Origin of the sequence: Arthrobacter sp. Helios, assembly GCF_023167125.1 — a bacterium.
Lineage (GTDB): Bacteria > Actinomycetota > Actinomycetes > Actinomycetales > Micrococcaceae > Arthrobacter_B > Arthrobacter_B luteolus.
In genome coordinates this window covers 365,591-388,852 of sequence record NZ_CP095402.1, presented here as the reverse complement: position 1 = coordinate 388,852, position 23,262 = coordinate 365,591, and the positions used below count along the sequence as shown (strand labels likewise).

Here is a 23,262-nt window from a genome sequence, read left to right as displayed (position 1 = left end):
GCTCCACCGGTTTTCAGCCCATGGGCGTACCTTGGCTGGCGTGAGCAGACTGCGCATTGGAACCTCCGGCTGGACGTACCCGCATTGGCGGGGCCGGTTCTATCCATCGGGTGTGCCGGCCGCCAGATGGCTCGAGTACTACGCGGAGCGCTTTGACACGGTGGAATTCAACGGCAGTTTCTACCGCTGGCCCCGGGAAGAGGCTTTCGCCCGGTACCGGGACCGGCTGCCGGCCGGCTTCGAGTTCTCCGTCAAGGCGCCCCGGGGGCTGACGCACGCGCGGAAGCTCCGCGGGCCCGGCACCTGGATAGAGCGGATCTCCCACTGCTGGCAGGAACTGGGACCGCGTGCCGGCGTGCTGCTGCTGCAGCTTCCGCCGGATTTGGAGCGCGACGACGGACGGCTGGCCGCTGTGCTGTCCGCCCTGCCGGGCGGTATGCGGGTGTCCGTGGAGTTCCGGCATGCCAGCTGGAACGCCCCGGAGGTTTTTGCCCTGCTCGCGGAGCACAACGCTGCGTACTGCGTGATGAGCGGAGCCAGGCTGCCCTGCCTCCTCGAGGCCACCGCGGACTTCGTCTACATCCGGCTGCACGGGCCGGACCAAAATGTCCTGTACGCCGGTTCCTATACTGAGTCAGACCTGCGCTGGTGGGCGGACCGGATCCGGGAATGGCAGGGTTCCGGCCGGGATGTCTATGCCTATTTCAATAACGACGGCGAAGGCGCCGCGGTGCATAACGCGCGGCGCCTTCGGGAACTGCTGTCCAGGATCGGATAATTTCGGGTCAGCGGGCGGCGAGCATTTTCGCCCGCCGGTGCGAGAGCACCTGGCCGCCGATCACCACCAGCAGGGCGAGGATGAACATGGCCGAGCCGATCACATTGGCCTGCGCCGGGATTCCGCGGGTTGCGGCGACGTAGATGAACTTGGGGAACGTATCAACGTTGCCTGAGTTGAAGTTGGTGATGATGAAGTCGTCGAAGCTCATGGCGAAGGCGAGCAGCGCGGCCGCGACGATTCCGGGCAGCAGCAGCGGAAAGGTGACCCGCCAGAACGCCTGGACCGGCGAGGCATACAGGTCTCCGGCGGCCTCCTCGAGCTTCGGGTCCAGGCTCGCCACCCGGGCCTTGACCGTCACCACCACGAAAGAGATGCAGAACATGGTGTGGGCGATGATCACGGTGCCCATTCCCAGTTCGGCGCCAAGGTTGAGGAACTGTGCCAGCAGGGAAGCACCCAGGACCACTTCCGGGGTGGCCAGCGGCAGGAAGATGAGCATGTTCGCCGTCGCATTGAACTTGAACCGGTAGCGCACCAGCCCAATGGCGATGGCCGTGCCAAGCGTAGTGGCCAGGACCGTGGCAATGAACCCGATCTGGAGGCTGTTGCCCAGTGCCTGGCACACATCCGGTGCGCCGCAGGGGTTTTTCCAGTTCTCCAGCGTGAAGCCCCGCCAGGTCAGGTTGGTGCGGCCGGCGTCGTTAAAGGAGAAGGCGAACACGTAGGCGATCGGAACCAGCAGGAACAGGAACGCCAGTCCCCCGAATACCGGCACCAGCCAGCGGCCTATTTTCTGTTTCATGGCTTGTCCTTACATCAGTTCTTTGGTGCCGAAACGCCGCACGTACAGGCTCACCAGGAACAGGATCGCCAGCATGAGGAGGAAGGACAGGGCGGAGGCCCCCGGGTAGTCCACCACCCGGAAGAAACGGGAATCGATGACCTGGCCGATCATGGTGGTGTTCTGGTTGTTGCCCAGCAGTGCCGCGTTCACGTAGTCGCCCGTGGCCGGAATAAAGGTCAGCAGGGTCCCGGCCATCACACCGGGCAGGGAAAGCGGAAAGGTGACCTTGCGGAAAGTGGTGAAGCCGTTCGCGTACAGATCCCCGCCGGCCTCAATCAGCCGGGTATCCAACCGCTCCAGGTTGGCGTAGATCGGCAGGGTCATAAACGGCAGGAAGTTGTAGGTCAGGCCGCAGATCACGGCGAACGCCGTGGCGGTGAGACGCCCGTCCTCCGGCAGCAGGGCCAGCGACCGGAGTACCGACACCACCGGCCCCTCATCCGCCAGGATCTGCTTCCAGGCCTGCGTGCGCAGGATGAAGCTGGTGAAGAAGGGGGCGATGATCAGCACCAGCAGGATGCCCTTGAGCAGCTTCCGCTCCCGCAGCCGGACAGCCACCAGGTAGGCCATGGGGTAACCGATGATCAGGGCGGCCACGGTGGCGATCAGCGCGAACCCGAAGGATCGCAGCAGCGCCGGCCAGTAGTCCCGCAGGACCACCAGGTAGTTGCCGAACTCCAGCGCCGGAACAAACTGCCCGACGTCGGCCCCCTCCGGCTTGACGTAGAGCGAGGTCGCCAGCAGCGAAACCACCGGCAGTGCGAAGAACAGGAGCAGGAAAATGAATCCCGGAAGGATCAGCAGGTAACCGACCCGTCCGCGCCGTTTACTCGCTTCCTCCTCGGCAGCACTGGGACCGGTGGCTTTCCCCGCGGTCAGCAGCGCCATCAGAGGCCGTCCTCTCCGGCTCCGGCCTCCCGGTCCTCGCTTCCGCTGAGCCCGAAGGCGTGCGTGGGATCCCAGGCCAGGCGGACCCGGTCCCCGTCAGCGAACAGGGCACCGCCGTGGTTCTGCGCAAAAACGCCAACCGTGCCGATCCCCTCTGCCTCGACCAGGTACTCCGTGCTGGCTCCGGTGAAGGAAGCATCCAGGACCACGCCCCGGATGGCTCCCTGCGCCGAGGTAGCCAGATCCGCTTCCATCCGCAGTTTCTCCGGCCGGATCCCAACCAGGATCCGGCCGCTGTGGTCTGTGGCCCGGTCCTTCAGCAGGGTCAGGGCATTGCCCGCCACATCCAGCTGGAGGAACTCACCGGCTTCTCCGGTCACCGTGGCCGGCATGAGGTTGGACTTGCCCAGGAAGTTCGCGACAAATGCTGTTCGCGGAAGGTCGTACAGTTCCTGCGGCGGGCCCATCTGCTCAACCTGGCCGTGGTTCATCACGGCCACGGTGTCGGCCATGGTCATGGCCTCTTCCTGGTCGTGGGTGACATGGACGAAGGTCAGGCCGACCTCGGTCTGGATCTTCTTCAGTTCCACCTGCATCTGGCGGCGCAGCTTCATGTCCAGTGCCCCGAGCGGTTCGTCCAGGAGCAGGACCGCCGGCTGGTTCACGACGGCGCGGGCCAGTGCGACCCGCTGCTGCTGCCCGCCGGAAAGCTGGGCCGGACGCCGCGTTGCCAGGTGGCTGAGCTCCACCAGATCAAGGGCGGCCTTGGCCTGGGCATCGGCGTCGCGGACCTTGCGGCGCTTGAGCCCGAAGGCCACATTGTCCAGCACGCTCATGTGCGGAAAGAGCGCGTAGTTCTGGAAGACGGTGTTGACCGGGCGCTGGTACGAACTGGTGCCCGTAATGTCCTTGCCGCCGAGGCTGATGCTGCCGGCGGTGGGCTGTTCCAGCCCGGCGACCATACGCAGCGTCGTCGTTTTTCCGCAGCCGGAGGGGCCCAGCAGGGCGAAGAAGGAACCGGAGGGGATCACCAGGTCCAGGTTGTCGACGGCGGTGAAGTCGCTGAAGCGTTTGGTGATCCCGGACAGGACCAGGTCCGCGCCGCTGCCCTTGTCCGCCGCCCCGGATTCCCGGGAGAGTTCTGTGGTGCTCATCGCCGTTAGTTTCCGATCGCGGTCTGGAAGCGGCCGCTGTAGTCAGTCTCTTCATCGGCGGTCAGCGTGCGCACGACATGGGCATTGGCCAGGAAGTCGTCCGTGGGGAAGATCAGCGGGTTCTCGACCAGTTCCGGATCGATGGCCTCCATGGCCTCCCGTGCGCCTTCCACGGGGCAGATGAAGTTGACGTAGGCAGCCACCGTGGCTGCGTTCACCGGGTCAAAGTAGTAGTCCATGAGCTTTTCGGCGTTGGCCTTGTGCGTGGCGCCGATCGGCACCAGCAGGTTGTCGGACCAGAGGGTTCCGCCGGCGTCGGGGATGGCAAACTCCCATTTGTCGCCTTCTTCGAAATTCAGCTGGGTTATATCGCCGGACCAGCCGATGACGGCCAGGGCATCACCGGAAATGAGGTCCTCCTTATAGGAGTTGCCCTTCACCTGGCGGATTTGTCCGTCCGAGATCTGCTTGGAGAGGACATCGAGGGCGTTATCGAATTCCTCGTCTCCCCAGTCGCCGGTGATGTCCACTCCGTTCTCCAGCATCAGCAGTCCCATGGTGTCCCGCATTTCGTCCAGGACCTCCACCCGGCCTTTGAGCTCCGGAGCCCAGAGGTCGGAAACGCTCTCCAGTCCCTTGGGGAAGGCCTCCTTGTTCCAGGCGATTCCGGCGAAACCGGACTGCCAGGTCAGGGAGTGTTTGCGGCCCGGGTCGAAGTCCACGTTCTGCAGGGTGGCGAGCAGGTTCTTGGAGTTGGGGATGTTCGCCAGGTCCAGTTCCTGCGTGTAGCCGAGGCGGATCAGGCGGGCAGCCATCCAGTCCGTGAGGGTCACGATGTCCTGGCCGATGTCCTGGCCGGCCGCAAGCTGGCCCTGGACCTTGCCGAAGTAGGTATCGTTGCCGTCCACATCCTCGGAATAGCTGGCCTTGATGCCGCTGGCCGCCGAGAAGGCTTCCAGCGAGGGGTACTTCTGGGTGGAGTCGTCGTAGTCCAGGTACAGCGTCCAGTTGGCCCAGCTCACCGTCTTCTCGGAATCGGAGACGTCCGCAGCCGGGCTGGGCTTCGACGACGAATCGCCTGTTCCTCCCCCGGTCCCGCAGGCGGCCAGCATGCCTGCGACAGAAAGTCCTCCCGCCCCCATCAGGAGCCTGCGGCGGGACAGCTGGGAGTTGATGATGCTCCTGAGCATTGGATCTGTCACGGGACGCTTAGACATAGGGGCTCCTTGCTGGCACAACTTCACTGCGGACGGGTGTTGTTGATCGATAGTGCCAGACGGAATTCCGCACCTTCAAGCTTTTCGTTGTAAAAGTTTTGTTACACCACGGTTTCCTAAAAATATCCTCACTGAAGCCACGTTTTCAGTTCCGAAAAGCCTTGATTTCGAACGAAATAAAAGATTGAATTGCAACCACTCGCACGCCGCGAGCTCGTGAATCCGCACCTGGAGGTGAAGAACGCCATGGAATCCGCAGCCGGAAGCCATTCTGTCGACGACATCTCCAAGGCGATCATCGAGCAGCTGCAGGAAGACGGACGCCGGTCCTATGCCGCGATCGGGAAGGCCGTGGGCCTCTCCGAAGCCGCGGTTCGGCAGCGGGTCCAGAAACTGACAGACAGCGGCGTGATGCAGATTGTGGCCGTGACGGATCCCCTGCAGCTGGGTTTCCCACGGCAGGCGATGCTGGGCATCAAGGTCCACGGAGATGTTCTGGTGGTGGCCGACCTGGTGTCAGCCATTGACCAGGTGGACTATTGCGTCGTCACCGCCGGCTCGTTCGACCTGCTGGCCGAAGTCGTGTGCGAAAACGACCAGGATCTGCTGCTGCTGGTAAACCGGTTCCGCAGCATTCCCGGCGTTTCCAGCACTGAAACCTTTATGTACCTCTCCCTGCGGAAGCAGGCCTACAACTGGGGCACCAGATGACCGAAACAACAGTCCAGCCATCCTCCCTCTCGCCGTCGACAGCTTCGTCAACAACCCCGCGCGGAACGGACCGCCAGCAGGCGGCCCGCGACCACCTGTGGATGCACATGGCCCGCCATTCGGGGCCGGTATCCGGCGGCAACGTTCCCATCATCACCCGCGGCAAGGGCCACCTGATCTACGACGACCGGGGCCACGAACTGATTGACGGCCTGGCCGGACTGTTCACCGTGCAGGTGGGCCACGGCCGCGAAGAACTGGCCGAGGCAGCCGCCCGGCAGTCCCGCGAACTGAGCTTTATGCCCCTGTGGTCCTACGCCCATCCCCCGGCCATCGACCTGGCCGAACGCCTCGCAGCCGGAGCGCCCGGTGACCTGAACCGGGTCTTCTTCACCACCGGCGGCGGTGACGCCGTCGAGTCCGCGTGGAAACTGGCCAAGCAGTTCTTCAAGCTCACGGGCAAGCCCACCAAGCACAAGGTGATCTCCCGTGCGGTCGCCTACCACGGCACTCCACAGGGCGCCCTTTCCATCACGGGCATTCCGGATATGAAAGCCCCGTTCGAGCCGCTGGTTCCCGGAGCGTTCCGGGTGCCGAACACCAATCAGTACCGGGCCCCCGCCGGCCTGGAGGACCCGGAGGCCTTCGGCCGCTGGGCTGCGGACCGGATCGGTGAGGCCATCGAGTTCGAGGGCCCGGACACCGTGGCGGCCGTTTTCCTGGAGCCGGTGCAGAACTCCGGCGGCTGCTTCCCGCCGCCCCCGGGCTACTTCAAGCGGGTCCGGGAAATCTGCGACCAGTACGACGTCCTGCTGGTCTCCGATGAAACCATCTGCGCCTTCGGCCGGATTGGTTCGATGTTCGCCTCGACCGACTTTGATTACGTGCCGGACATCATCACCTGTGCCAAGGGCATCACCAGCGGCTATGCCCCGCTCGGTGCCATGATCGCCTCGGACCGCCTGTTCGAGCCGTTCTCCAAGGGCGACACCACCTTCTACCACGGCTACACCTTCGGCGGGCACCCGGTCTCCGCCGCCGTCGCCATGGCCAACCTGGACCTCTTCGACAGCGAAGACCTCAACAACCGTGTGAAGACAAATGCTCCTGCCTTCCGTGCCACGCTGGAGAAGCTGAAGGATCTTCCGATCGTCGGCGATGTGCGCGGCGAGGGCTATTTCTACGGCATTGAACTGGTTAAGGACAAAACCACCAAGGAGACCTTCTCCGACGACGAGTCCGAGCGGCTGCTGCGCGGCTACATTTCCACCGCGCTCTACGACGCCGGCCTCTACTGCCGTGCCGATGACCGGGGAGACCCCGTCATCCAGCTCGCACCGCCGCTGACCATCGGCCAGCCGGAGTTCGACCAGATCGAATCGATCCTGCGTTCGGTACTCACGGAAGGCCTGAACCACCTCTGATATGGCTCTCTCCACAGCTCCCGTGAACGGCAACGTCTCCTTCTGGTTTGCCGAAACCGGCCTTCCGGATCCGCGTCCCGGCCTGGGCGGGGATCTGGAAGCGGACGTCGCCGTCGTCGGTGCCGGTTACACGGGGCTGTGGAGCGCCTATTACCTGAAACAGGCCCGCCCGGACCTGTCCGTGGTGGTCCTGGAATCCCGGTTCGCCGGGTTCGGGGCATCCGGGCGCAACGGCGGCTGGCTCACCAACTCCATCACCGGCGGCCGCGGACAATACGTCAAGTCCCACGGCCGTGCCCTGGTCGGCAGGTTCCAGGAACTGCTCAATGACACCGTGGATGAGGTCATCCGGGTGGCAGCTGCTGAAGGGATCGACGCCGGCATCGCCAAGGGCGGGGAACTGAACGTTGCCCGCAACCAGGCGCAGCTCGGCCGGCTTCAGGCCTTTGCCGCCGGGGAATCCCAGTGGCCGGAGGCGGGAGCCCGGCTGCTCGACGCCGGTGAAACCGCACAGCGGCTCAACGTGTCCGGCGCACTGGGCAGCATCCACCACCCGCACTGTGCCCGGATCCATCCGGCGCGCCTGGTCCGGGGCCTGGCCCGCGCCGTCGAGGCCCTTGGCGTGCCCATTTTCGAGAACACAACCGTCACCGGGATCCTGCCCGGACGCGCCGTCACTCCGCGCGGCACCGTCAGCGCGAAGTACATCCTGCGCGCCACCGAAGGGTTCACCGCCAATCTGCGGGGCCACCACCGCGAATGGCTGCCGATGAACTCCTCCATGATCGCCACCGAGCCACTGCCCGCAGCGGTGTGGGATGACATCGGCTGGAACTCCATGGACACCGTGGCAGACATGGCGCACGCGTACATGTACGCCCAGCGCACCGCCGATGGCCGGATCGCCTTGGGCGGACGCGGTGTGCCCTACCGGTTCGGCTCCCGCACCGACACCGACGGCGCCACCCAGCCGGAGACCATCACCAACCTCACCAATCTCCTCCGGGATATGTTCCCGGCAGCGGCGGAGGCCCGGATCGAACATGCCTGGGCCGGTGTGCTGGGAGTTCCCCGCGATTGGAAGGCCACCGTTGGCCTGGATTCCGCGACCGGACTGGGCTGGGCCGGCGGCTACGTGGGCACCGGCGTCGCGGCCACGAATCTGGCAGCCCGCACCCTGCGCGACCTGATCCTGGACCCCGGCAGTGAACTGACCCGGATGCCGTGGGTCAACCGGAAGGTCCGCCGCTGGGAGCCTGAGCCGCTACGCTGGCTTGGGGTGAAAACCATGTACGCGGCGTATTACGCGGCGGACCGGGCCGAGAACCGCGGACGGCGGACGACGTCGCCCATCGCCAAGGCAGCGGACCTCATCTCGGGCCGCTAGCTCGGGCTGAAGCGCTGCGAACCTTCCACCTTCATCCCGCCGCCGGCAGCGACTGCAGCTGGCGCAGCAGGAGGGCGACGTGCAGCGAGGTCCGGGACTCCGGATCGTTCAGGGACACCCCCAGCTTCGCCTCCAGCCTTTCCAGCCGGGAGTAAAGCGTGGGCCGGCTCAGGAAGCCGCTGCGGGCCAGCTCTGTTTTGTTGCCGCCGCACTCCAGGAAGCGCTGCAGCAGCGCCAGGTCCTCCTCCGCGCCCTCCGCCAGGATTCCATGCAGCTCCGCCGCGGCGAAGGACACGGCCCGGGAATCTTCGCGCAGCAGGGCCAGCAAACCGCGCAGCCGCACATCGGTGGAACGGAAATACCGTTTTCCGCTGCCGGGCATGGTTCCGGCGGTCTGCGCCACATGGGCCGCTTCATCCAGCCCGGCGGCTGCATCCGCCAGTGCGGACCGCGCCCGGCCCACTCCCGCCGTCCACCGCAGCGGTTCCGCGGCGGCAGCAGAGCGCTCAGCCAGGTCTCCGCAGAGTCGTTCCAGCACACTGTCTTCCAGCATCCGGGCCGGCAGGGCCAGCAGCACCGCCACCTGACCGGTCTGCAGGGCCGCCGCCAGGGCGGAATTGCGGGTAGAGGCGAGCACACCGTCCAGGATTTCCAGCAGGGCTCGTTCCTTGCGCTGCATCGACATCGGGTCCTTGCCGGCACCGGCGTCCAGCTGCAGGACCAGCGGCAGGTACACGGGAGAAGGCTGCAGCCCCAGCGCGGCAGCACGGGTCAGGGCCTCACTGTCCTCCGGCCCCCGGGGCGAACGCAGCTCGTGGATCAGGCCGGCCTGGGCCTGCTGGGCCAGGCCAGCCTGATCCCGCTCGGCAAGCCGGTTGATGGACAGAGCCTGACCGGCCCGTTCCAGGACCATCGACGCTTCCGCTGCGGCCTCCGGAGCATGCGGGGCCTGAGGCACCACCAGCCTTCCCCAGTACTGGCTGCCGAGGCCCACCGGGGTCTGCAGCCAGTTCCCGTCCCCCGCCTGGGCGGTTTCGCCGCTGCGGTGCACCGCCCGGGACCGGCGCTGCCAGTCCTGCAGGAGCTCCTGCGGCGGAACCGGGCCGGGGGCAAACGCCACCACCAGATGGGAACTGTCCTCCAGCACCACCGGGGACGCCAGCAGCTGCCCGGCGCGGTCAACGATCTCCTGCACCCCGGCGCTCTGGAGGCTCAGCATCGTAAAGACCTCGTGTACTTCCCTGGCCTTCTCCACCTGCTCCAGCTGCCGGGCGACGATGCGCCGGTGCACCACTTCGGTGACTTCCACGAATCTGATCCGGCGGTGCAGCCGGACCACGGGCAGGTCCGTTTCCCCGGCGGCAGCGGCCAGGGCTTCGGCGTCCGCCGGACGGCCGGCAGGGATCTCCACAATGACACCGGCAGCTCCGGCAGCCCGCAGCCCGGCCAGATAGTCCCGGGCTTCGCCGGCTGAACTTCCGAACGCCAGGCCGGTGGTCAGGACCAGCTCACCGCCTTCGAGCAGGTCTGCCAGGCTGCGTAGTTCGGCCACGTGCACCCAGCGCACGGGAGCGCCCAGAAGCTCCTGTCCGGAGAGCACCTCCGGCGCTCCGGCCGCGACCACCTCCAGCTGCAGCACGTCTTCCAGGGTCAGGCTCATGCCGCGAGTCTAGGCCTCCCCCAGCCGCTGCGTCTTACACATCGTAAAGATTTCCTAGTATTTCCTGTCAGATTGCCAATGTTCCTCGGGTCACACCATTGGGCAGGATGGAGCCAGAACCGCGACACCCCATACCCGCATCCCAAGGAGCACTTCGTGCAGACCACACAGCACTGGATCAACGGCGCTTTCACCGCCCCATCGGACACCCGCCTCGCCGACGTCACCAACCCGGCCACGGGCAAGGTCACCTCCCAGGTGGCACTGGCCTCGGCTGAAACGGTGAATGACGCGGTCGCCGCCGCCACCGCTGCCTTCCCGCTCTGGCGCGACACGTCGCTGGCCCGCCGGGTTCAGATCCTCTTTGCCTTCCGCGAACTGCTGAACGCACGCAAGCCCGAGCTGGCCGCCATCATCACCGCTGAACACGGCAAGGTCCTCGACGACGCCCTCGGCGAAATCAGCCGCGGCCAGGAAGTCGTGGAGTTCGCCTGCGGCATCCCGCACCTGCTCAAGGGCGGCTACACCGAAAATGCCTCCACCAAGGTGGACGTGCACTCCCTCCGCCAGCCGGTGGGACCCGCTGCGATCATCAGCCCGTTCAACTTCCCCGCCATGGTTCCCATGTGGTTCTTCCCCGTAGCCATCGCCGCCGGAAACACCGTCGTTATCAAGCCGAGCGAGAAGGACCCCACGGCCGCCAACTGGATGGCCGAACTGTGGAAGGAAGCCGGCCTGCCGGACGGTGTGTTCAACGTGCTCCACGGCGACAAGGTGGCTGTGGACACCCTGCTGCAGCACCCGGACATCAAGTCCATCTCCTTTGTGGGCTCGACCCCGATCGCGCAGTACGTTTACCGCGAAGGCACTGCCGCCGGCAAGCGGGTCCAGGCCCTGGGCGGCGCCAAGAACCACATGATCGTCCTGCCCGACGCCGATCTGGATCTGGCGGCCGACGCCGCCGTCAACGCGGGCTTCGGCTCGGCAGGCGAGCGCTGCATGGCCATTTCCGCCCTGGTCGCCGTCGAGCCCATCGCCGACGAGCTGGTCGCCAAGATCGCCGAACGCACCCGCACCCTGCGCATCGGTGACGGCCTGCGCGGCACGGACATGGGTCCGCTGGTGACCGCAGCCCACCGTGACAAGGTGGCAGGCTACATCGACGCCGGCGTTGCGGCCGGTGCCACCGTGGTGCTGGACGGCCGCCAGGTGGAGCCGGACGCCGAAGGCGAAGGCTTCTTCCTCGGCCCGACCCTCTTCGACAACGTCACCCCGGACATGTCCATCTACACCGATGAGATCTTCGGCCCGGTGCTCTCCGTGGTCCGCGCCGACAGCTACGACGATGCCCTGGCGCTGATCAACGCCAACCAGTATGGCAACGGCACGGCGATCTTCACCAACGACGGCGGTGCAGCCCGGCGCTTCGAGAACGAGGTGGAAGTGGGGATGGTCGGCATCAACGTGCCGATCCCGGTGCCCATGGCGTACTACTCCTTCGGCGGCTGGAAGAACTCGCTCTTCGGCGACTCGCACGCCCACGGCACCGAGGGTGTGCACTTCTTCACCCGTGGCAAAGTGGTCACCAGCCGCTGGCTCGACCCGAGCCACGGCGGCCTGAACCTCGGATTCCCGCAGAACGCCTAGGACACGAAGGAGTACCGACTATGAGCACCACCACCGAAACCACGGTTACGGAAGAGGAACTCGCCGCCGGGCGCCGGGCCTATGAGCTGGACCGCAGGCACGTCTTCCATTCCTGGTCCGCGCAGAAGCAGATCAACCCCATGACGGTCACCAAGGCCGAAGGCTCCTACGTCTGGGACGGCGGGGGCCGGAAGCTGCTGGACTTCTCCTCCCAGCTGGTCAATACCAACATCGGCCACCAGCACCCCAAGGTGGTTGCCGCTATCCAGGAGCAGGCAGGAAAGCTGTGCACCATCGCTCCGCAGTATGTGAATGACGCACGTTCAGAGGCAGCCCGGCTGGTCTCCGAGCTGACTCCGGGGAATCTGGACACGATCTTCTTCACCAACGGCGGCGCTGACGCCATTGAGCATGCCGTCCGGATGGCCCGGCTGCACACCGGGCGCTACAAGGTGCTCTCTGCCTACCGCTCGTATCACGGCGGAACCGCCCTGGCGATCAACGTCACCGGGGATCCCCGCCGCCTGGCCAACGATTACGGCAACGCCGGAACCGTGCATTTCCACGCACCGTTCCTTTACCGCACCCAGTTCCACTCCACCACCGAGGAAGAGGAATGCCAGCGGGCGCTGGAACACCTGGAGCAGCTGATCCTGCTTGAGGGCCCGGCGGCCTTTGCCGCCGTCGTCCTGGAATCCATTCCCGGTACCGCCGGGATCATGGTTCCGCCGCCCGGGTACTTGGCCGGAGTCCGCGAACTGACCCGTAAATACGGCATCATGTTCATCGCCGACGAGGTGATGGCCGGTTTCGGTCGGTCCGGCAAGTGGTTCGCGATCGAGCATGCCGAAGGTGTTGAACCTGATCTGATCACCTTCGCCAAGGGCGTCAACTCGGGGTACGTACCGCTGGGCGGTGTGGCGATTTCCGACGAAATCGCCGCGGGGTTTGCCGACCGCGCCTATCCGGGCGGCCTGACCTACTCCGGCCACCCGCTGGCCTGCGCGGCCGCCGTGGCAACCATCGGTGCCATGCGGGACGAAGGCATGGTGGAGAACGCCGCACGGTTGGGCTCGGATGTTTTTGGTCCTGGGCTCGCGCAGCTGGCGGAGAAGCACCCCAGTGTGGGCGAGGTCCGCGGCACCGGAGCCTTCTGGGCCATCGAACTGGTGAAGAACCGCGGAACCCGCGAACCGCTGGCCCCCTACGGTGGCTCCAGCCCGGCCATGAACGAGCTGATCGCCGCCTGCAAGGAACGCGGGCTGCTGCCGTTCGCCAACTTCAACCGGATCCATGTGGTTCCGCCGCTGAACGTCACCGACGAGGAAGCCCGGACCGGTCTGGCCATCCTGGATGAGGTCCTGGACATCGCGGACGGCCACACCGAGGAGTAGCCCTTCCGTCCGGGCTGCGCACCAGCTGCGCGGATTCCCGGCGGACCGGAGAGCGGGGAGCAGGTTCTGCTTCCCGCTCTCCGGCACGCGCCTGACTGGATGCAGCTGACAGTGATCCGGCGGCTTCCTGCCACCTTGCGTTTCCCGGATGTAAACAATCCGGCAACTTGGTCAGCACCGTTGACAAGGTCACTTAGCTCCCGTTTTATAGGAGCAGTCTGACCGCATGAATGCCATTCATTATTTACCGATCCTTTGATTGCCATTCATTTTGTGCCGCTGGCTGCACAAATGGACCGGAAAAGGCGCTGGGCCGAACCGGAATAGACCCCCCAGAGTGAAATACGAGGTACCTGTGCCACATGCAGAATGGATTTTCCATTCCGGAGCAGTCTTCGACGGCCGGAGGTTGGTCCGCGGGGCCAGCTCCGTGGCGGTCTCCGGCGGCCGGATTTCCGCAGTGGGCACCGATTCGGGAATCCGGGAGCTGGCCGGACCGGCCACCCAGACCGTCGACCTCGGCGGCCGGCTCATCTCCCCCGGTTTCACCGATGCGCATGTGCACGCCGCCTACGCCGGCGTGGAGCGGCTGGGCTGCGACCTGGCGGAGCTCAGCGGCGCACGGGCCTGCCTGGACCGGATCGCCGAATATGCCGCCCTGCCTCCCACTGCCGGGAACGACGCCGGGTGGATCACCGGAGGCGGCTGGTACAAAGGCGATTTTCCCGGCGGTTACCCGAGCCGCACCGTGCTGGACGCCGTCGTCCCTCACCGCCCCGTGTACCTGCTCAACCGCGACCACCACAGCGCCTGGGTCAATTCGCGTGCCCTTGAGCTGGCCGGCATAAACGCTTCCACCCCCGATCCCGCGGACGGACGCATAGAACGCGGCGCCGGCGGGCAGCCCAGCGGCATCCTGCACGAAGGTGCGATGGACCTGGTAGCGCATCTCCTGCCGCCCGTGACGGACGAGCTGCTCGAAGCCGGCATCCTGGACGCGCAGGAGCACCTGCTCTCCCTGGGCGTCACCGGCTGGCAGGAAGCCATCCTGGGCAGCTACGGCGGCTACCCGGACGCGTCCGCTGCCTACCGTTCCCTGAGCAGGTCCGGAAAACTGAAGGCCCGGGCCACCGGCGCGCTGTGGGTTCCGCGGGACACGTCCATGGCTTCGGTCCCGGAGCTGGTGGACTCCTTCCGGGACCGCCGGGCGGAGAACGCCGACGCCGGTTTCCGCACTGTCAGCGCCAAGATCATGGTCGACGGTGTGCCGGAGAACCAGACCGCGGCCATGCTGGACCCCTACCTGAAGCCGTGCGCCTGCGCCGGGCCGGAGCCCACCGGCGGGCGCGGATTGCTGTATCTGTCCCCCGAAGTGCTGCAGGCCGCCGCGGTGGCGCTGGACGCTGCCGGCTTCGACCTGCATCTGCATGTGATCGGCGACCGCGCGGTCCGGACCGGGCTCGACGCCATCGCCGCGGCCCGCGCCGCCCGGCCGGATTCCCCCGGCGGAAATTCCGGGGCAGGAAGGCAGCAGAAGGACAACCGGCATCCGGCTGATAACCGGCATCACATGGCGCACCTTCAGATCATCCATCCCGGCGACGTCGCCCGTTTTGCCGCACTGGACGTTACCGTAAACGCCCAGGCGCTCTGGGCCTGCAACGACGACCAGATGCGGGACCTGACCGGTCCATTGCTCGGCGCCGAACGGGCAGCCTGGCAGTATCCCTTCGCTGGCCTGGAGGCCGCCGGAGCCCGGCTGGCCATGGGCTCTGACTGGCCGGTTTCCAGTCCGGATCCCTGGCAGGCCATTCATGTGGCGGTCAACCGGACCCACCCGGACCATCCCGGAGCTCCGGCACTGCAGCCGGAACAAGCGCTGACACTGCAAAGTGCCCTTTCCGCCTACACCGGCGGTTCGGCCTGGCTGAACCGGGCACCAGGCGGGTCCGTGGTTTCCGGCGCTCCGGCGGACCTGGCCATCCATTCAGCCAACCCCTTCGACCTGCCCGCCCCGGAGCTGGCCGCCGTTGGAGTGGACCTGGCTATGGTGGCCGGGGAACCCGTTTACATCCGCAGCGGCGCCGCTGCTTCCCGGCTGCAAAGGACCAGCGTATGAGGCTCGTTAGCCTGGTGCCTCCTGGTCTGGCGCTTCCGGCCCGGCCAGGCCCACCCGTTATCAACCCTTCCAACCGAACGGACCCAGCTTCACATGCATAACACTTCCCCTGTCCCCGCTCCCCTGAAGCCTGCAGAGACCGGGCTTGCCGAGATCGGGGATGCCGCCGGCGCAGTTTCTGCGTCCGCTGCGGTTCTTCCGGCTGGCCTCCCTCTCCACCCGGACAGCTTTGGCCTGGTCCACGAACCGGTGGCTGCCTCCGCCACCGCGTCCGGAACACCAACCACCGGGCTGCAGGAACTTGGCCTGTTCGGCGGCGTGGAGCTGGGCGTCTGGGAGATGTCCGAGGGCGGGATGTATGACACCGAAGCCGAAGAAGTCTTCGTGGTGCTCTCCGGTACGGCCACCGTGGAGTTCCTCGATGCGGACGGGTCCGTGGCTTCAACCCATAACCTCGCTCCCCACACATTGATGCGGTTCGCCGCCGGGAGCCGCACCCGCTGGACCGTCACCAGCACCCTCCGCAAGGTTTACCTGACCCTGCCGTCCTAAACACCCTGCCCTCCCAGGCAGCGTTTACCTTCACCCCAGAATCCCCACGATCCACGGAGTAAGAAACCATGCAGCAGTTCACCGAAGGCCACCAGTTCATCAACGGCCGCTACCAGCAGGGAAGCGGCGAGGAGGCCAAACGCATCAACCCGGCCACCGGCGCGGTTGCCGAGACCATGCGCTACGCGGACACCGCAGACGTTAACGACGCCGTCGCCGCCGCCAAGCAGGCGTACGCAGGATGGTCCAAGCGGACCCCCGGCGAACGTGCCGAGGCGCTGCTGAAGCTGGCCGCCGAACTCGATGCCCGGGCCGGGGTGCTGGCCGAACTGGAGACCGCCCAGACCGGCAAGTCCATCCGGATGTCCACGGAATTCGATGTGCCGGGAACGGTGGACAACGCATCCTTCTTCGCGGGAGCAGCCCGGCAGCTGCACGGCCTGGCTGCAGGCGAGTACGGTGCCGGCGGAACCTCCATGGTCCGGCGGGAGCCGATCGGCGTCATCGGCTCCATCTCCCCGTGGAACTACCCGCTGCAGATGGCGGGCTGGAAGATCCTCCCCGCCATCGCCGCCGGCAACACGATCGTGCTCAAGCCCTCGGAGCTGACACCCGGTACGTCCCTGATCTTCGCTGAAGCCGCGGCCGCAGCTGGTATTCCCGACGGCGTGATCAACATTGTTACCGGGTCCGGTCCCGTGGCCGGTGAGGCCCTGGTGACCCACCCGGATGTGGCAATGACCTCCTTCACCGGATCCACCGCCGTCGGCCGCCACATTATGGCCATGGCAGCCCGCACGGCGAAGCGGGTGCATCTGGAACTCGGCGGCAAGGCTCCGTTTGTGGTCTTCGACGACGCCGACCTCGAGGCCGCCGCGCACGGCGCGGTTGCCGGATCCATCATCAACGGCGGCCAGGACTGCACCGCAGCGACCCGCGCCTACATCCAGGCCCCGCTGTTCGAGGCCTTCACCGCACGGGTCGCGGAACTGATGGACGCCGTTGTGGTGGGAGATCCCACCGACCCGGACACGGACCTCGGTTCCCTGATCAGCCACGCGCACCGGGACAAGGTTGCCGGCTTTGTGAACCGTGCCCGGGAATCCGGGGCACAGATCCTGGCCGGCGGGGAGGCCCCGGGCGGGGAGCAGGCAGCCGGAGCGTTCTACCGGCCCACCCTGGTCGCCGGCGCCGCCCAGAGTTCGGAGATTGTGCAGGAGGAAATCTTCGGCCCGGTGCTGACCGCCCTGCCCTTCGGCCCGGATGCGGAAGGCATCGCCCTGGCCAATGACACCCCCTACGGCCTGGCGGCCTCCGCCTGGACCCGGGACCTCTCCCGCTCCCTGCGGGCCAGCGAAGAAATCGCGGCTGGCTGCGTCTGGGTCAACGACCACATTCCGATCGTCTCCGAAATGCCGCACGGCGGTTACAAGGCCTCCGGCTTCGGCAAGGACATGTCCATGTACTCCTTCGAGGAATACACCAACGTCAAGCACGTGATGATGAGCCGCGATGCTGCCGCCCACAAGGACTGGCAGGACACGGTCTTCCGGGCCCGGTAAATCCGGCCCTCCCCCACCCGCTGCTTCACCTTCTGGAGGTTTTGCATGATCGAGGTCACCCGCACCGGCGCCCTGCGCTCCCCCGCGGCAACCGGTCCCAGTACCCGGCCGGCACTGCGGGTGGGGGTGGTCCAGCACCGCTGGCAGCCGGATCCGGAAGCTGTGAAAGCCGAGCTGAACGACGGAATAGCCCGGGCCGCTGACCAGGGAGCCGCCGTCGTTTTTCTGCCCGAGCTCACGCTGTCCCGTTACCCGGCGGACACCCTGCCCGATGACTGTCCGGCGGACCTTGCCGAGGACCTCACCGCCGGCCCAACCTTCGCTTTCGCTGCGGCGGCCGCGCGGCGCCACGACGTCTGTGTGCAGGCCTCGCTGTACGAACGGGCCGACGGGCCGGACGGACGCGGGCTCAACACGGCGATTCTGGTGTCACCGGACGGCGGCCTGCTGGCCCGCACGCACAAACTGCACATACCGACTGCCACCGGGTACTACGAGGAAAGGTATTTTCGGCCCGGCCCGGCAGCCGCGGATGCCTACCGGGTCCATGCCCCTGCGGAGCTCGACGGCGCGAAGCTGGGCCTGCCCAGCTGCTGGGACCAGTGGTTTCCTGAGCTGGCCCGGCTGTATGCACTGGGCGGGGCGGAGGTACTGGTGTATCCGACGGCGATTGGATCGGAACCGGATTTCCCGGACTTCGATACGCAGCCGATCTGGCAGAAGGTGATCCTGGGCAATGCCGTTGCCAACGGGCTATTTATGGTGGTCCCGAACCGGTGGGGCAACGAAGGCAACGTCACGTTCTACGGGTCCTCGTTTATCTGCGATCCGTACGGCCGGGTCCTGGTGCAGGCTCCGCGGGACGAATCGGCGGTGCTGATTGCCGACCTCGATCTGGACCAGTGTGCCCATTGGCGCACGCTCTTCCCGTTCCTCGATACCCGGCGCCCGGATACCTATGGTGCGCTGGTTGAGCCGGCCGCTGGGGTGCCGGGTGGGGTGCCCGTGCCGGTGCGGGGTGAGGTGCCGTCGGGGCTGGTGCCGGGCTCGGTGGGGCCGGGGCCGGCAGCTGCACCTGACGGACCTGCCGGGGTGCCGGCCGGGCCCGCCGGGCTGCCGTCGGGATACGCCTACACGCGCGGGTAGTCCTTGGGCTTCGGGTGGCGCAGTGTCGTCCGTACCTAGATTCCGAGGGTGTGCAGGCTGTTGCGCAGAGTTTCGGCAGAGTCCTGCAGGGCCTGTGTCTCGCCGTCGTCGAGCGGCATTTCCAGCATCTTATAGACGCCGCCGGAGCCAACGATGCTGGGCAGCGACAGTGCCACCCCGGAGATGCCGTGCTGTCCCCGCAGGAGCGCCGAGACCGGAAGGACTGCGTTTTGGGCCTGGAAGACGGCCTCCACGATCCTCACGCCGGCGAGCCCGATCGCGTAGTTCGTGGCACCTTTGCCTTCGATGACCTTGTAAGCCGCGTTCACGACGTCGTCAGTGATGGCTGCCAGCAGCTCGTCGGTGAAGACCTGGCGGCCGCTGATCTGCCACTCGCGGATGGGCACGGGCCCAATGGTCGCACTGGACCAGACCGGAAATTCGCTGTCACCATGTTCGCCGATGATCGTTGCGTGCACGCTGGTCATCAGGACGTGCGCGGACCGGGCCACCAGCAGGCGGAGGCGGGAGGTGTCCAGCACGGTTCCGGAGGAGAAGATCCGGTTTGACGGCAGGCCGGTGATTTTCTGGGCGGCCACGGTCAGGACGTCGCAGGGATTCGTCACCAGGATATAGACGGCTTCGGGCGCCTGTTCCATTAGCAGTGGCATCAGCGATTCCATGATCCGGACATTGGCTGCTGCCAGGTCCAGCCGGGTTTGGCCGGGCTTCTGCCGCGCACCAGCCGTGATCACTATGACGTCGGCTCCGGCCATCGCCTCAATCTGCCCGCCGCCGGTGACCGTGTTGGCGCCGGTGAATTGGGTGCCGTGGGAGAGGTCCAGCGCTTCGGCTTCCGCCCGCACGGCATCGATGTCGTAAATGACGATTTCCCGGGCGGCCTCCCGGATGAGGGCGGCGTAGGCCAACGCGGTCCCCACACTTCCTGCTCCGACGATTCCGAGTTTAGTGACTGGTCTGGTGGTGATGTTGGCCATGACTGTGAGCCTCGCTCATCCTTGGAGGGTTCCCCTTAAGGCACTATAGGGCGGGCCCGGCAGCGAGGGAACGGGGCAGCGGCGGGCGCCATCCGCAGGAGCGAAAACGGGCGGTGGAGCGCCTTTCACGCATCGGGGCCGGCGCGTCCCAAATCCTGGTCCCCTTCCCCTTCATCGGGCCTGCCTCAGATACATTGGGCCACCATGCCGACGGAGGGAATCCGCATGCGACGCCTTAATGCCGTACCCACGGAACGTTTCCATCTTTGGTTGATGCTGGCGTCGACGTTTTCCACGGGCGTGATTGATGCCTTGGGCTATCTGGGGCTGGATCAGGTCTTTACCGGGAACATGACCGGCAACGTGCTGCTTCTGGGGATGGCGTTTGCCGGCGGGGCAGACCTCCCAACACTTCGGCCGGCGCTGGCTTTGGTGTGTTTTATGCTCGGTGCGGCCCTGGCGGGCCGGGTCCTGCGGCGCGGAGCCGAGGGTTGGTCCGCGCAGGTGTCCGTATCACTGGGGGTTGTGGCCGGCTGGATCGCGCTGCTGGCCGTGTTTACGGCGCTGGTTGATGTGCAGACGGTTGACGTTCTTGGCAGCGTCACGACGTCGTCCATGGCAGCCGCGATGGGGATCCAGGCCGCGACGGCCAGGCACCTCAAAGTCGCGGAGATCTCCACGGTTGTCGTCACGTCCACCATCACCGGCTTAGCATCGGATTCCCGTTTGGCCGGCGGAAACGGCCACTTTTGGGCCAGGCGGGTTTTGGCTATCTCGCTCATTCTGATGGGTGCGGTTGCTGGTGCTGCCCTGCTGAACGTGGGGTTGTGGCTCGGATTTACGGTTTCGGCGCTGATCTCCGCGACTGTGGCCGTTCTAGGATCCGTCCGGCATCACCGGGACCGCCGGGCCGTGGGGGTGTAGGTCGGGGCCGGGCCAGGGTCTGGGCCGGTGGGGCCTGGGCCGGGTCTGGGCCGGTGGGGCGGGGCCGGGTCTGGGCCGGGTCTGGGCCGGTGGGGCGGGGCGCGCGGCCGGGCGGAGCGGCGGCGCGCGGCCGGGCGGCCGGGCGGAGCGGCGGCGCGCGGCCGGGCGGAGCGGCGGCGGGCGCAGCCGAGCAGAGCGGCGGGGCGCAGGCGGGCGGACGTGCGGACCGGCAGGGCAACGCGGCGGGGCGCAGGCGGGCGGACGTGCGGAGCGGCCGGACAGATAGTCGGGCGGTGGACGGGGCCGGGGCCCGTGGGACGACGGCAGCCGATCGTGCAGCCGGGGACCGGACAGCCGGACGGCACGTTCATGCACGTGCGCCGAAGTGGTGTTATCGGCTGCAGCGAGAGCGTGCGGGCGAGGCTGCCCATCACCGGGCCAACCGCCGTCGCGCATTTTGCCGGCGACCAGCGGAATCCGGTGGCAGTTTAACCGGAAGCGCCGCCTGCGGCGCTTCCTTTCTGTTCCCAAAGACATCTCACGAAAGACGAGTATTTGTGGCTGGAATACCAGTAATGGCAGGGGCAAAAAAGGGCCTTCTTTGGGCCTGGATTGTCGGTGGCAGCTGAAAGTGTTGGGGTATGAACAGCTCGCCAAGCACACCGTATTCCCGGCCGTCGAGCCGGGAAAACGAGGATGTCTCCGGGGCATTAGACAGTTCCAAGGCTGCGGTGTTTTGCGCTGATCCGCAGGCGGCGGTTTCCTCGGCGGCGGGGGTTCCGGAAGGTTTTGATGGGCGGTTATCGCTCCGGTCGGTGGAAGCCCTCGGCTTTGCAGAGACGGTTGGTGCCCTGGAGCGGTTCGGAGTATTGATTTGCTGGGCGCAGGCCCAGCAGGCCAGAGTCGCTGCCAGGTTGGAGGAGCTCTTCGCCCGTGACATAGCCCGGGCCGCCGGTCGGGAAGATCCGTCCTTGGCGCTGTCCCTCGCGGCCGCCGAGGCAGGTGCCGCGTTGAACCTGCCGCACATGAGTGCGATGCGTTTGGTCAGCGAGTCGTCCCGGTTGAACCGGGAGCATCCCCAGACCCTGGCCCGGCTGGCGGAGGGACGGATCGCGTACCAGCACGCACGGATCATCCTTGACGAGACCCAGCACCTGCCCGACGTCCCCGATCAGGACACAGGTTTGAGAACGGGATCAGGCTCAGACTCCTCTTTCCTTGTAGTCACTGGCGCGGGCACCGATGAGGACGGAGGATCCAGCGATGACCGTCAGCCTCCCGGTGGAACCGAGTCCGGCGCCGAAGGGGACACGCAGTCGGCTTTATTGGACCGGAATCTGCTGAGCCCGGATGACCCGGGTTCCGGGCATACCGGGGTGATGACAGACGGCAGTCCGGCCGGCATGGATCCGCCCCGCGGCAGTGTGAGGCAGCGGTTCGAGGCAGATCTGCTCAGCTCGGCGGAAGGCCGGACGGCGGCAGGTTTCGGTAAGAAGGCCCGCCGTCTGCGGGAATCCCTTTTCCCGCAGACGGTTCCGGCCCGGCACCGGGATGCGGTGGAGAAACGGAGGGTATGTTTCGAGGCGCTGCCGGACGGGATGTCCTGTTTGACCGCGTTCCTGGCAGCGGAGCAGGGCCAGGCCATCTTCACGGCGCTGTCCGGCGCAGCGCGCGCAGGGAAGACCGCCGGCGACCCCCGGACCATAGACCAGTTGCGCTCCGATACTCTGGCCTCGGTCCTGCTCGACGGCGGTCCACAGGCGGGTAACTCCCCGCGGCCCCGCGGCACAGAACCTGCACGCAGTGACGCGGTTCCGGAGCCATCTCCCCGTGCGAAAAGGGATGCCAACCGGACAGAACAGTCCCGTTCCCGCCAGCGGCCCCCGTCCCGGACACACATAAAGACAGAGGTGATGGTGCTGATCAATGCTGACACCCTCGCAGGTGTGGACCAGGCACCCGCAGAGCTGAACGGATACGGACCGATCAGCGCTGAAGCCGGACGGACCATGATCCTGCAGGCCCTGAGCTGGACACCGCTGCTGCAGGATCCGGCTTCCGGCGAAATCCTAGCCGTGGGAAGGAGACGGCGGATCCCCGCCGGCCTGAAACGCTGGCTCCAAGCCAGGGACGGGACCTGCCGGTTCCCCGGCTGCGCTGTGAACGTCACCCGTTCTGAGATCGACCACACCAGGCCCTGGTCCCGGGGTGGTCCCACCGAACACTCAAACCTGGAACATCTCTGCCCCAAGCACCACCGGTTCAAGACCCTCGGCTACTGGAGAGCTCGCCAGCCCGAGCCCGGCACACTCGGCTGGACCTCCCCTTCCGGACGAAGCTACACCACCCAACCCTTACTCGAACTGAACGGTCCGCCCGGCTCCGGCTTCCCGCTCACACCAGACGAACCTCGGACGGGCAGCTACCCTCCGCGACCAATCAGCGCTCTGTGGGGCGATACTCTTTCCCGCCCGGAGGCGTCCGCAGATCCGCCGCCGTTCTAGGCGAGAGGTTCAGACGAGACGCTCAGGCGGGAAGCCCAGGAAGGGGCTCAGGCAAGGGAGCCAGGCGAAGGAGTCAGGCGAAGGAGTCAGGCGAAGGCGTCAGGCGAAGGACTCAGGCGAAGGAGTCAGGCGAAGGACCCAGACAAGGGGTTCAGGCAAGAGACTCAAGCGAGTGGGGTTGGGTCCCCGGAGACCACGCCATCGCCCGGGTCACAGCTTGACGAAGGGCACGACACTACAGGGCACGGCAAGCGTGCCAAGCCAGCCACCCGCCGCCAAAGCTGCCCCCCCCCCCCCTCCCTCCCCAGAATTTCGTTCTGTTCAAATGAGGACATCTTAGAAGAGGACAT

18 protein-coding genes are annotated in these 23,262 nt (G+C 66.4%); 12 read left to right on the top strand and 6 right to left on the bottom strand.

The features are described from left to right. The first annotated feature begins 40 nt into the window (after nt 1-40). Complete coding sequence (locus ArtHe_RS01675; RefSeq protein ID WP_248318470.1) at nt 41-778, top strand: DUF72 domain-containing protein; 738 nt, start codon at nt 41-43, stop codon at nt 776-778. A gap of 7 nt (nt 779-785) precedes the next feature. Here the strand turns inward: ArtHe_RS01675 and ArtHe_RS01670 are convergent, their stop codons facing one another. Genes ArtHe_RS01670 through ArtHe_RS01655 form a run of 4 tightly spaced genes read right to left on the bottom strand, consistent with a single transcriptional unit; the run spans nt 786 to nt 4,884 of the window. Continuing rightward, on the bottom strand, nt 786-1,583 hold the full coding sequence (locus ArtHe_RS01670) for an ABC transporter permease (protein WP_066298609.1): 798 nt from the start codon (nt 1,581-1,583) through the stop codon (nt 786-788). Between the two features lie 9 nt (nt 1,584-1,592). Further along, nucleotides 1,593-2,513: an ABC transporter permease gene (locus tag ArtHe_RS01665; protein ID WP_248318469.1), complete on the bottom strand. Its 921-nt coding sequence runs from the start codon at nt 2,511-2,513 to the stop codon at nt 1,593-1,595. After that, on the bottom strand, nt 2,513-3,667 hold the full coding sequence (locus tag ArtHe_RS01660) for an ABC transporter ATP-binding protein (protein WP_248318468.1): 1,155 nt from the start codon (nt 3,665-3,667) through the stop codon (nt 2,513-2,515). The genes ArtHe_RS01665 and ArtHe_RS01660 overlap by 1 nt, the downstream gene beginning before the upstream one ends. Before the next feature lie 5 nt (nt 3,668-3,672). Next, complete coding sequence (locus ArtHe_RS01655) at nt 3,673-4,884, bottom strand: spermidine/putrescine ABC transporter substrate-binding protein (protein ID WP_248318467.1); 1,212 nt, start codon at nt 4,882-4,884, stop codon at nt 3,673-3,675. A 246-nt stretch (nt 4,885-5,130) separates the two neighbouring features. On the opposite strand from ArtHe_RS01655, the gene ArtHe_RS01650 reads away from it, so the two are divergent. The 3 genes from ArtHe_RS01650 to ArtHe_RS01640 are packed head-to-tail and all read left to right on the top strand — an operon-like array spanning nt 5,131 to nt 8,406. Beyond that, entirely contained in the window at nt 5,131-5,595 is a 465-nt protein-coding gene (locus tag ArtHe_RS01650; RefSeq protein WP_248319629.1) for an Lrp/AsnC family transcriptional regulator, read from the top strand. Then, nucleotides 5,592-7,019: an aspartate aminotransferase family protein gene (locus ArtHe_RS01645; RefSeq protein WP_248318466.1), complete on the top strand. Its 1,428-nt coding sequence runs from the start codon at nt 5,592-5,594 to the stop codon at nt 7,017-7,019. The genes ArtHe_RS01650 and ArtHe_RS01645 overlap by 4 nt, the downstream gene beginning before the upstream one ends. Nucleotide 7,020: 1 nt before the next feature. After that, a complete protein-coding gene (locus ArtHe_RS01640; RefSeq protein WP_248318465.1) occupies nt 7,021-8,406 on the top strand; it encodes an FAD-dependent oxidoreductase in 1,386 nt (461 codons plus the stop codon). 31 nt (nt 8,407-8,437) lie between these two features. Here the strand turns inward: ArtHe_RS01640 and ArtHe_RS01635 are convergent, their stop codons facing one another. After that, the gene (locus ArtHe_RS01635) at nt 8,438-10,066 is read right to left on the bottom strand and encodes a PucR family transcriptional regulator ligand-binding domain-containing protein (protein ID WP_248318464.1); all 1,629 of its coding nucleotides are present in this window, start codon (nt 10,064-10,066) and stop codon (nt 8,438-8,440) included. Nucleotides 10,067-10,222: 156 nt separating this feature from the next. Between ArtHe_RS01635 and ArtHe_RS01630 the strand changes: the two genes are divergently transcribed. From ArtHe_RS01630 to ArtHe_RS01605, 6 genes are all read left to right on the top strand, one after another. Next, nucleotides 10,223-11,713, top strand: coding sequence for a CoA-acylating methylmalonate-semialdehyde dehydrogenase (locus ArtHe_RS01630; RefSeq protein WP_248318463.1), 1,491 nt, complete (start codon nt 10,223-10,225; stop codon nt 11,711-11,713). Nucleotides 11,714-11,733: 20 nt separating this feature from the next. Further along, entirely contained in the window at nt 11,734-13,107 is a 1,374-nt protein-coding gene (locus ArtHe_RS01625) for an aspartate aminotransferase family protein (RefSeq protein WP_248318462.1), read from the top strand. Nucleotides 13,108-13,462: 355 nt separating this feature from the next. Beyond that, nucleotides 13,463-15,226, top strand: coding sequence for an amidohydrolase (locus ArtHe_RS01620; RefSeq protein WP_248318461.1), 1,764 nt, complete (start codon nt 13,463-13,465; stop codon nt 15,224-15,226). A 93-nt stretch (nt 15,227-15,319) separates the two neighbouring features. Continuing rightward, nucleotides 15,320-15,778, top strand: coding sequence for a cupin domain-containing protein (locus ArtHe_RS01615; RefSeq protein ID WP_248318460.1), 459 nt, complete (start codon nt 15,320-15,322; stop codon nt 15,776-15,778). A 68-nt stretch (nt 15,779-15,846) separates the two neighbouring features. Next, nucleotides 15,847-17,340 carry a gamma-aminobutyraldehyde dehydrogenase gene (locus ArtHe_RS01610; RefSeq protein ID WP_248318459.1) on the top strand — a complete coding sequence of 498 codons (1,494 nt, stop codon included), beginning with the start codon at nt 15,847-15,849 and terminating at the stop codon, nt 17,338-17,340. Between the two features lie 45 nt (nt 17,341-17,385). Further along, on the top strand, nt 17,386-18,486 hold the full coding sequence (locus ArtHe_RS01605) for a nitrilase-related carbon-nitrogen hydrolase (RefSeq protein ID WP_248318458.1): 1,101 nt from the start codon (nt 17,386-17,388) through the stop codon (nt 18,484-18,486). 35 nt (nt 18,487-18,521) lie between these two features. Here ArtHe_RS01605 and ArtHe_RS01600 read toward each other — a convergent pair whose 3' ends face one another. After that, nucleotides 18,522-19,484: an L-lactate dehydrogenase gene (locus ArtHe_RS01600; RefSeq protein WP_248318457.1), complete on the bottom strand. Its 963-nt coding sequence runs from the start codon at nt 19,482-19,484 to the stop codon at nt 18,522-18,524. Nucleotides 19,485-19,709: 225 nt separating this feature from the next. Between ArtHe_RS01600 and ArtHe_RS01595 the strand changes: the two genes are divergently transcribed. Together ArtHe_RS01595 and ArtHe_RS01590 are read left to right on the top strand one after the other, a co-directional pair. Continuing rightward, nucleotides 19,710-20,408, top strand: coding sequence for a YoaK family protein (locus ArtHe_RS01595; RefSeq protein ID WP_248318456.1), 699 nt, complete (start codon nt 19,710-19,712; stop codon nt 20,406-20,408). A 641-nt stretch (nt 20,409-21,049) separates the two neighbouring features. Continuing rightward, complete coding sequence (locus ArtHe_RS01590; RefSeq protein WP_248318455.1) at nt 21,050-22,912, top strand: HNH endonuclease signature motif containing protein; 1,863 nt, start codon at nt 21,050-21,052, stop codon at nt 22,910-22,912. Nucleotides 22,913-23,262: the final 350 nt, after the last annotated feature.

What these genes read in the sequence shown, in the direction of transcription:
- ArtHe_RS01625 (WP_248318462.1), top strand. Translation starts at nt 11,734, where the DNA reads ATGAGCACCACCACCGAAACCACGGTTACGGAAGAGGAACTCGCCGCC.
- ArtHe_RS01635 (WP_248318464.1), bottom strand. Translation starts at nt 10,066, where the DNA reads ATGAGCCTGACCCTGGAAGACGTGCTGCAGCTGGAGGTGGTCGCGGCC.
- ArtHe_RS01645 (WP_248318466.1), top strand. Translation starts at nt 5,592, where the DNA reads ATGACCGAAACAACAGTCCAGCCATCCTCCCTCTCGCCGTCGACAGCT.
- ArtHe_RS01665 (WP_248318469.1), bottom strand. Translation starts at nt 2,513, where the DNA reads ATGGCGCTGCTGACCGCGGGGAAAGCCACCGGTCCCAGTGCTGCCGAG.
- ArtHe_RS01605 (WP_248318458.1), top strand. Translation starts at nt 17,386, where the DNA reads ATGATCGAGGTCACCCGCACCGGCGCCCTGCGCTCCCCCGCGGCAACC.
- ArtHe_RS01590 (WP_248318455.1), top strand. Translation starts at nt 21,050, where the DNA reads ATGAACAGCTCGCCAAGCACACCGTATTCCCGGCCGTCGAGCCGGGAA.
- ArtHe_RS01640 (WP_248318465.1), top strand. Translation starts at nt 7,021, where the DNA reads ATGGCTCTCTCCACAGCTCCCGTGAACGGCAACGTCTCCTTCTGGTTT.
- ArtHe_RS01615 (WP_248318460.1), top strand. Translation starts at nt 15,320, where the DNA reads ATGCATAACACTTCCCCTGTCCCCGCTCCCCTGAAGCCTGCAGAGACC.
- ArtHe_RS01660 (WP_248318468.1), bottom strand. Translation starts at nt 3,667, where the DNA reads ATGAGCACCACAGAACTCTCCCGGGAATCCGGGGCGGCGGACAAGGGC.
- ArtHe_RS01610 (WP_248318459.1), top strand. Translation starts at nt 15,847, where the DNA reads ATGCAGCAGTTCACCGAAGGCCACCAGTTCATCAACGGCCGCTACCAG.
- ArtHe_RS01655 (WP_248318467.1), bottom strand. Translation starts at nt 4,884, where the DNA reads ATGTCTAAGCGTCCCGTGACAGATCCAATGCTCAGGAGCATCATCAAC.
- ArtHe_RS01595 (WP_248318456.1), top strand. Translation starts at nt 19,710, where the DNA reads ATGCGACGCCTTAATGCCGTACCCACGGAACGTTTCCATCTTTGGTTG.
- ArtHe_RS01600 (WP_248318457.1), bottom strand. Translation starts at nt 19,484, where the DNA reads ATGGCCAACATCACCACCAGACCAGTCACTAAACTCGGAATCGTCGGA.
- ArtHe_RS01670 (WP_066298609.1), bottom strand. Translation starts at nt 1,583, where the DNA reads ATGAAACAGAAAATAGGCCGCTGGCTGGTGCCGGTATTCGGGGGACTG.
- ArtHe_RS01650 (WP_248319629.1), top strand. Translation starts at nt 5,131, where the DNA reads ATGGAATCCGCAGCCGGAAGCCATTCTGTCGACGACATCTCCAAGGCG.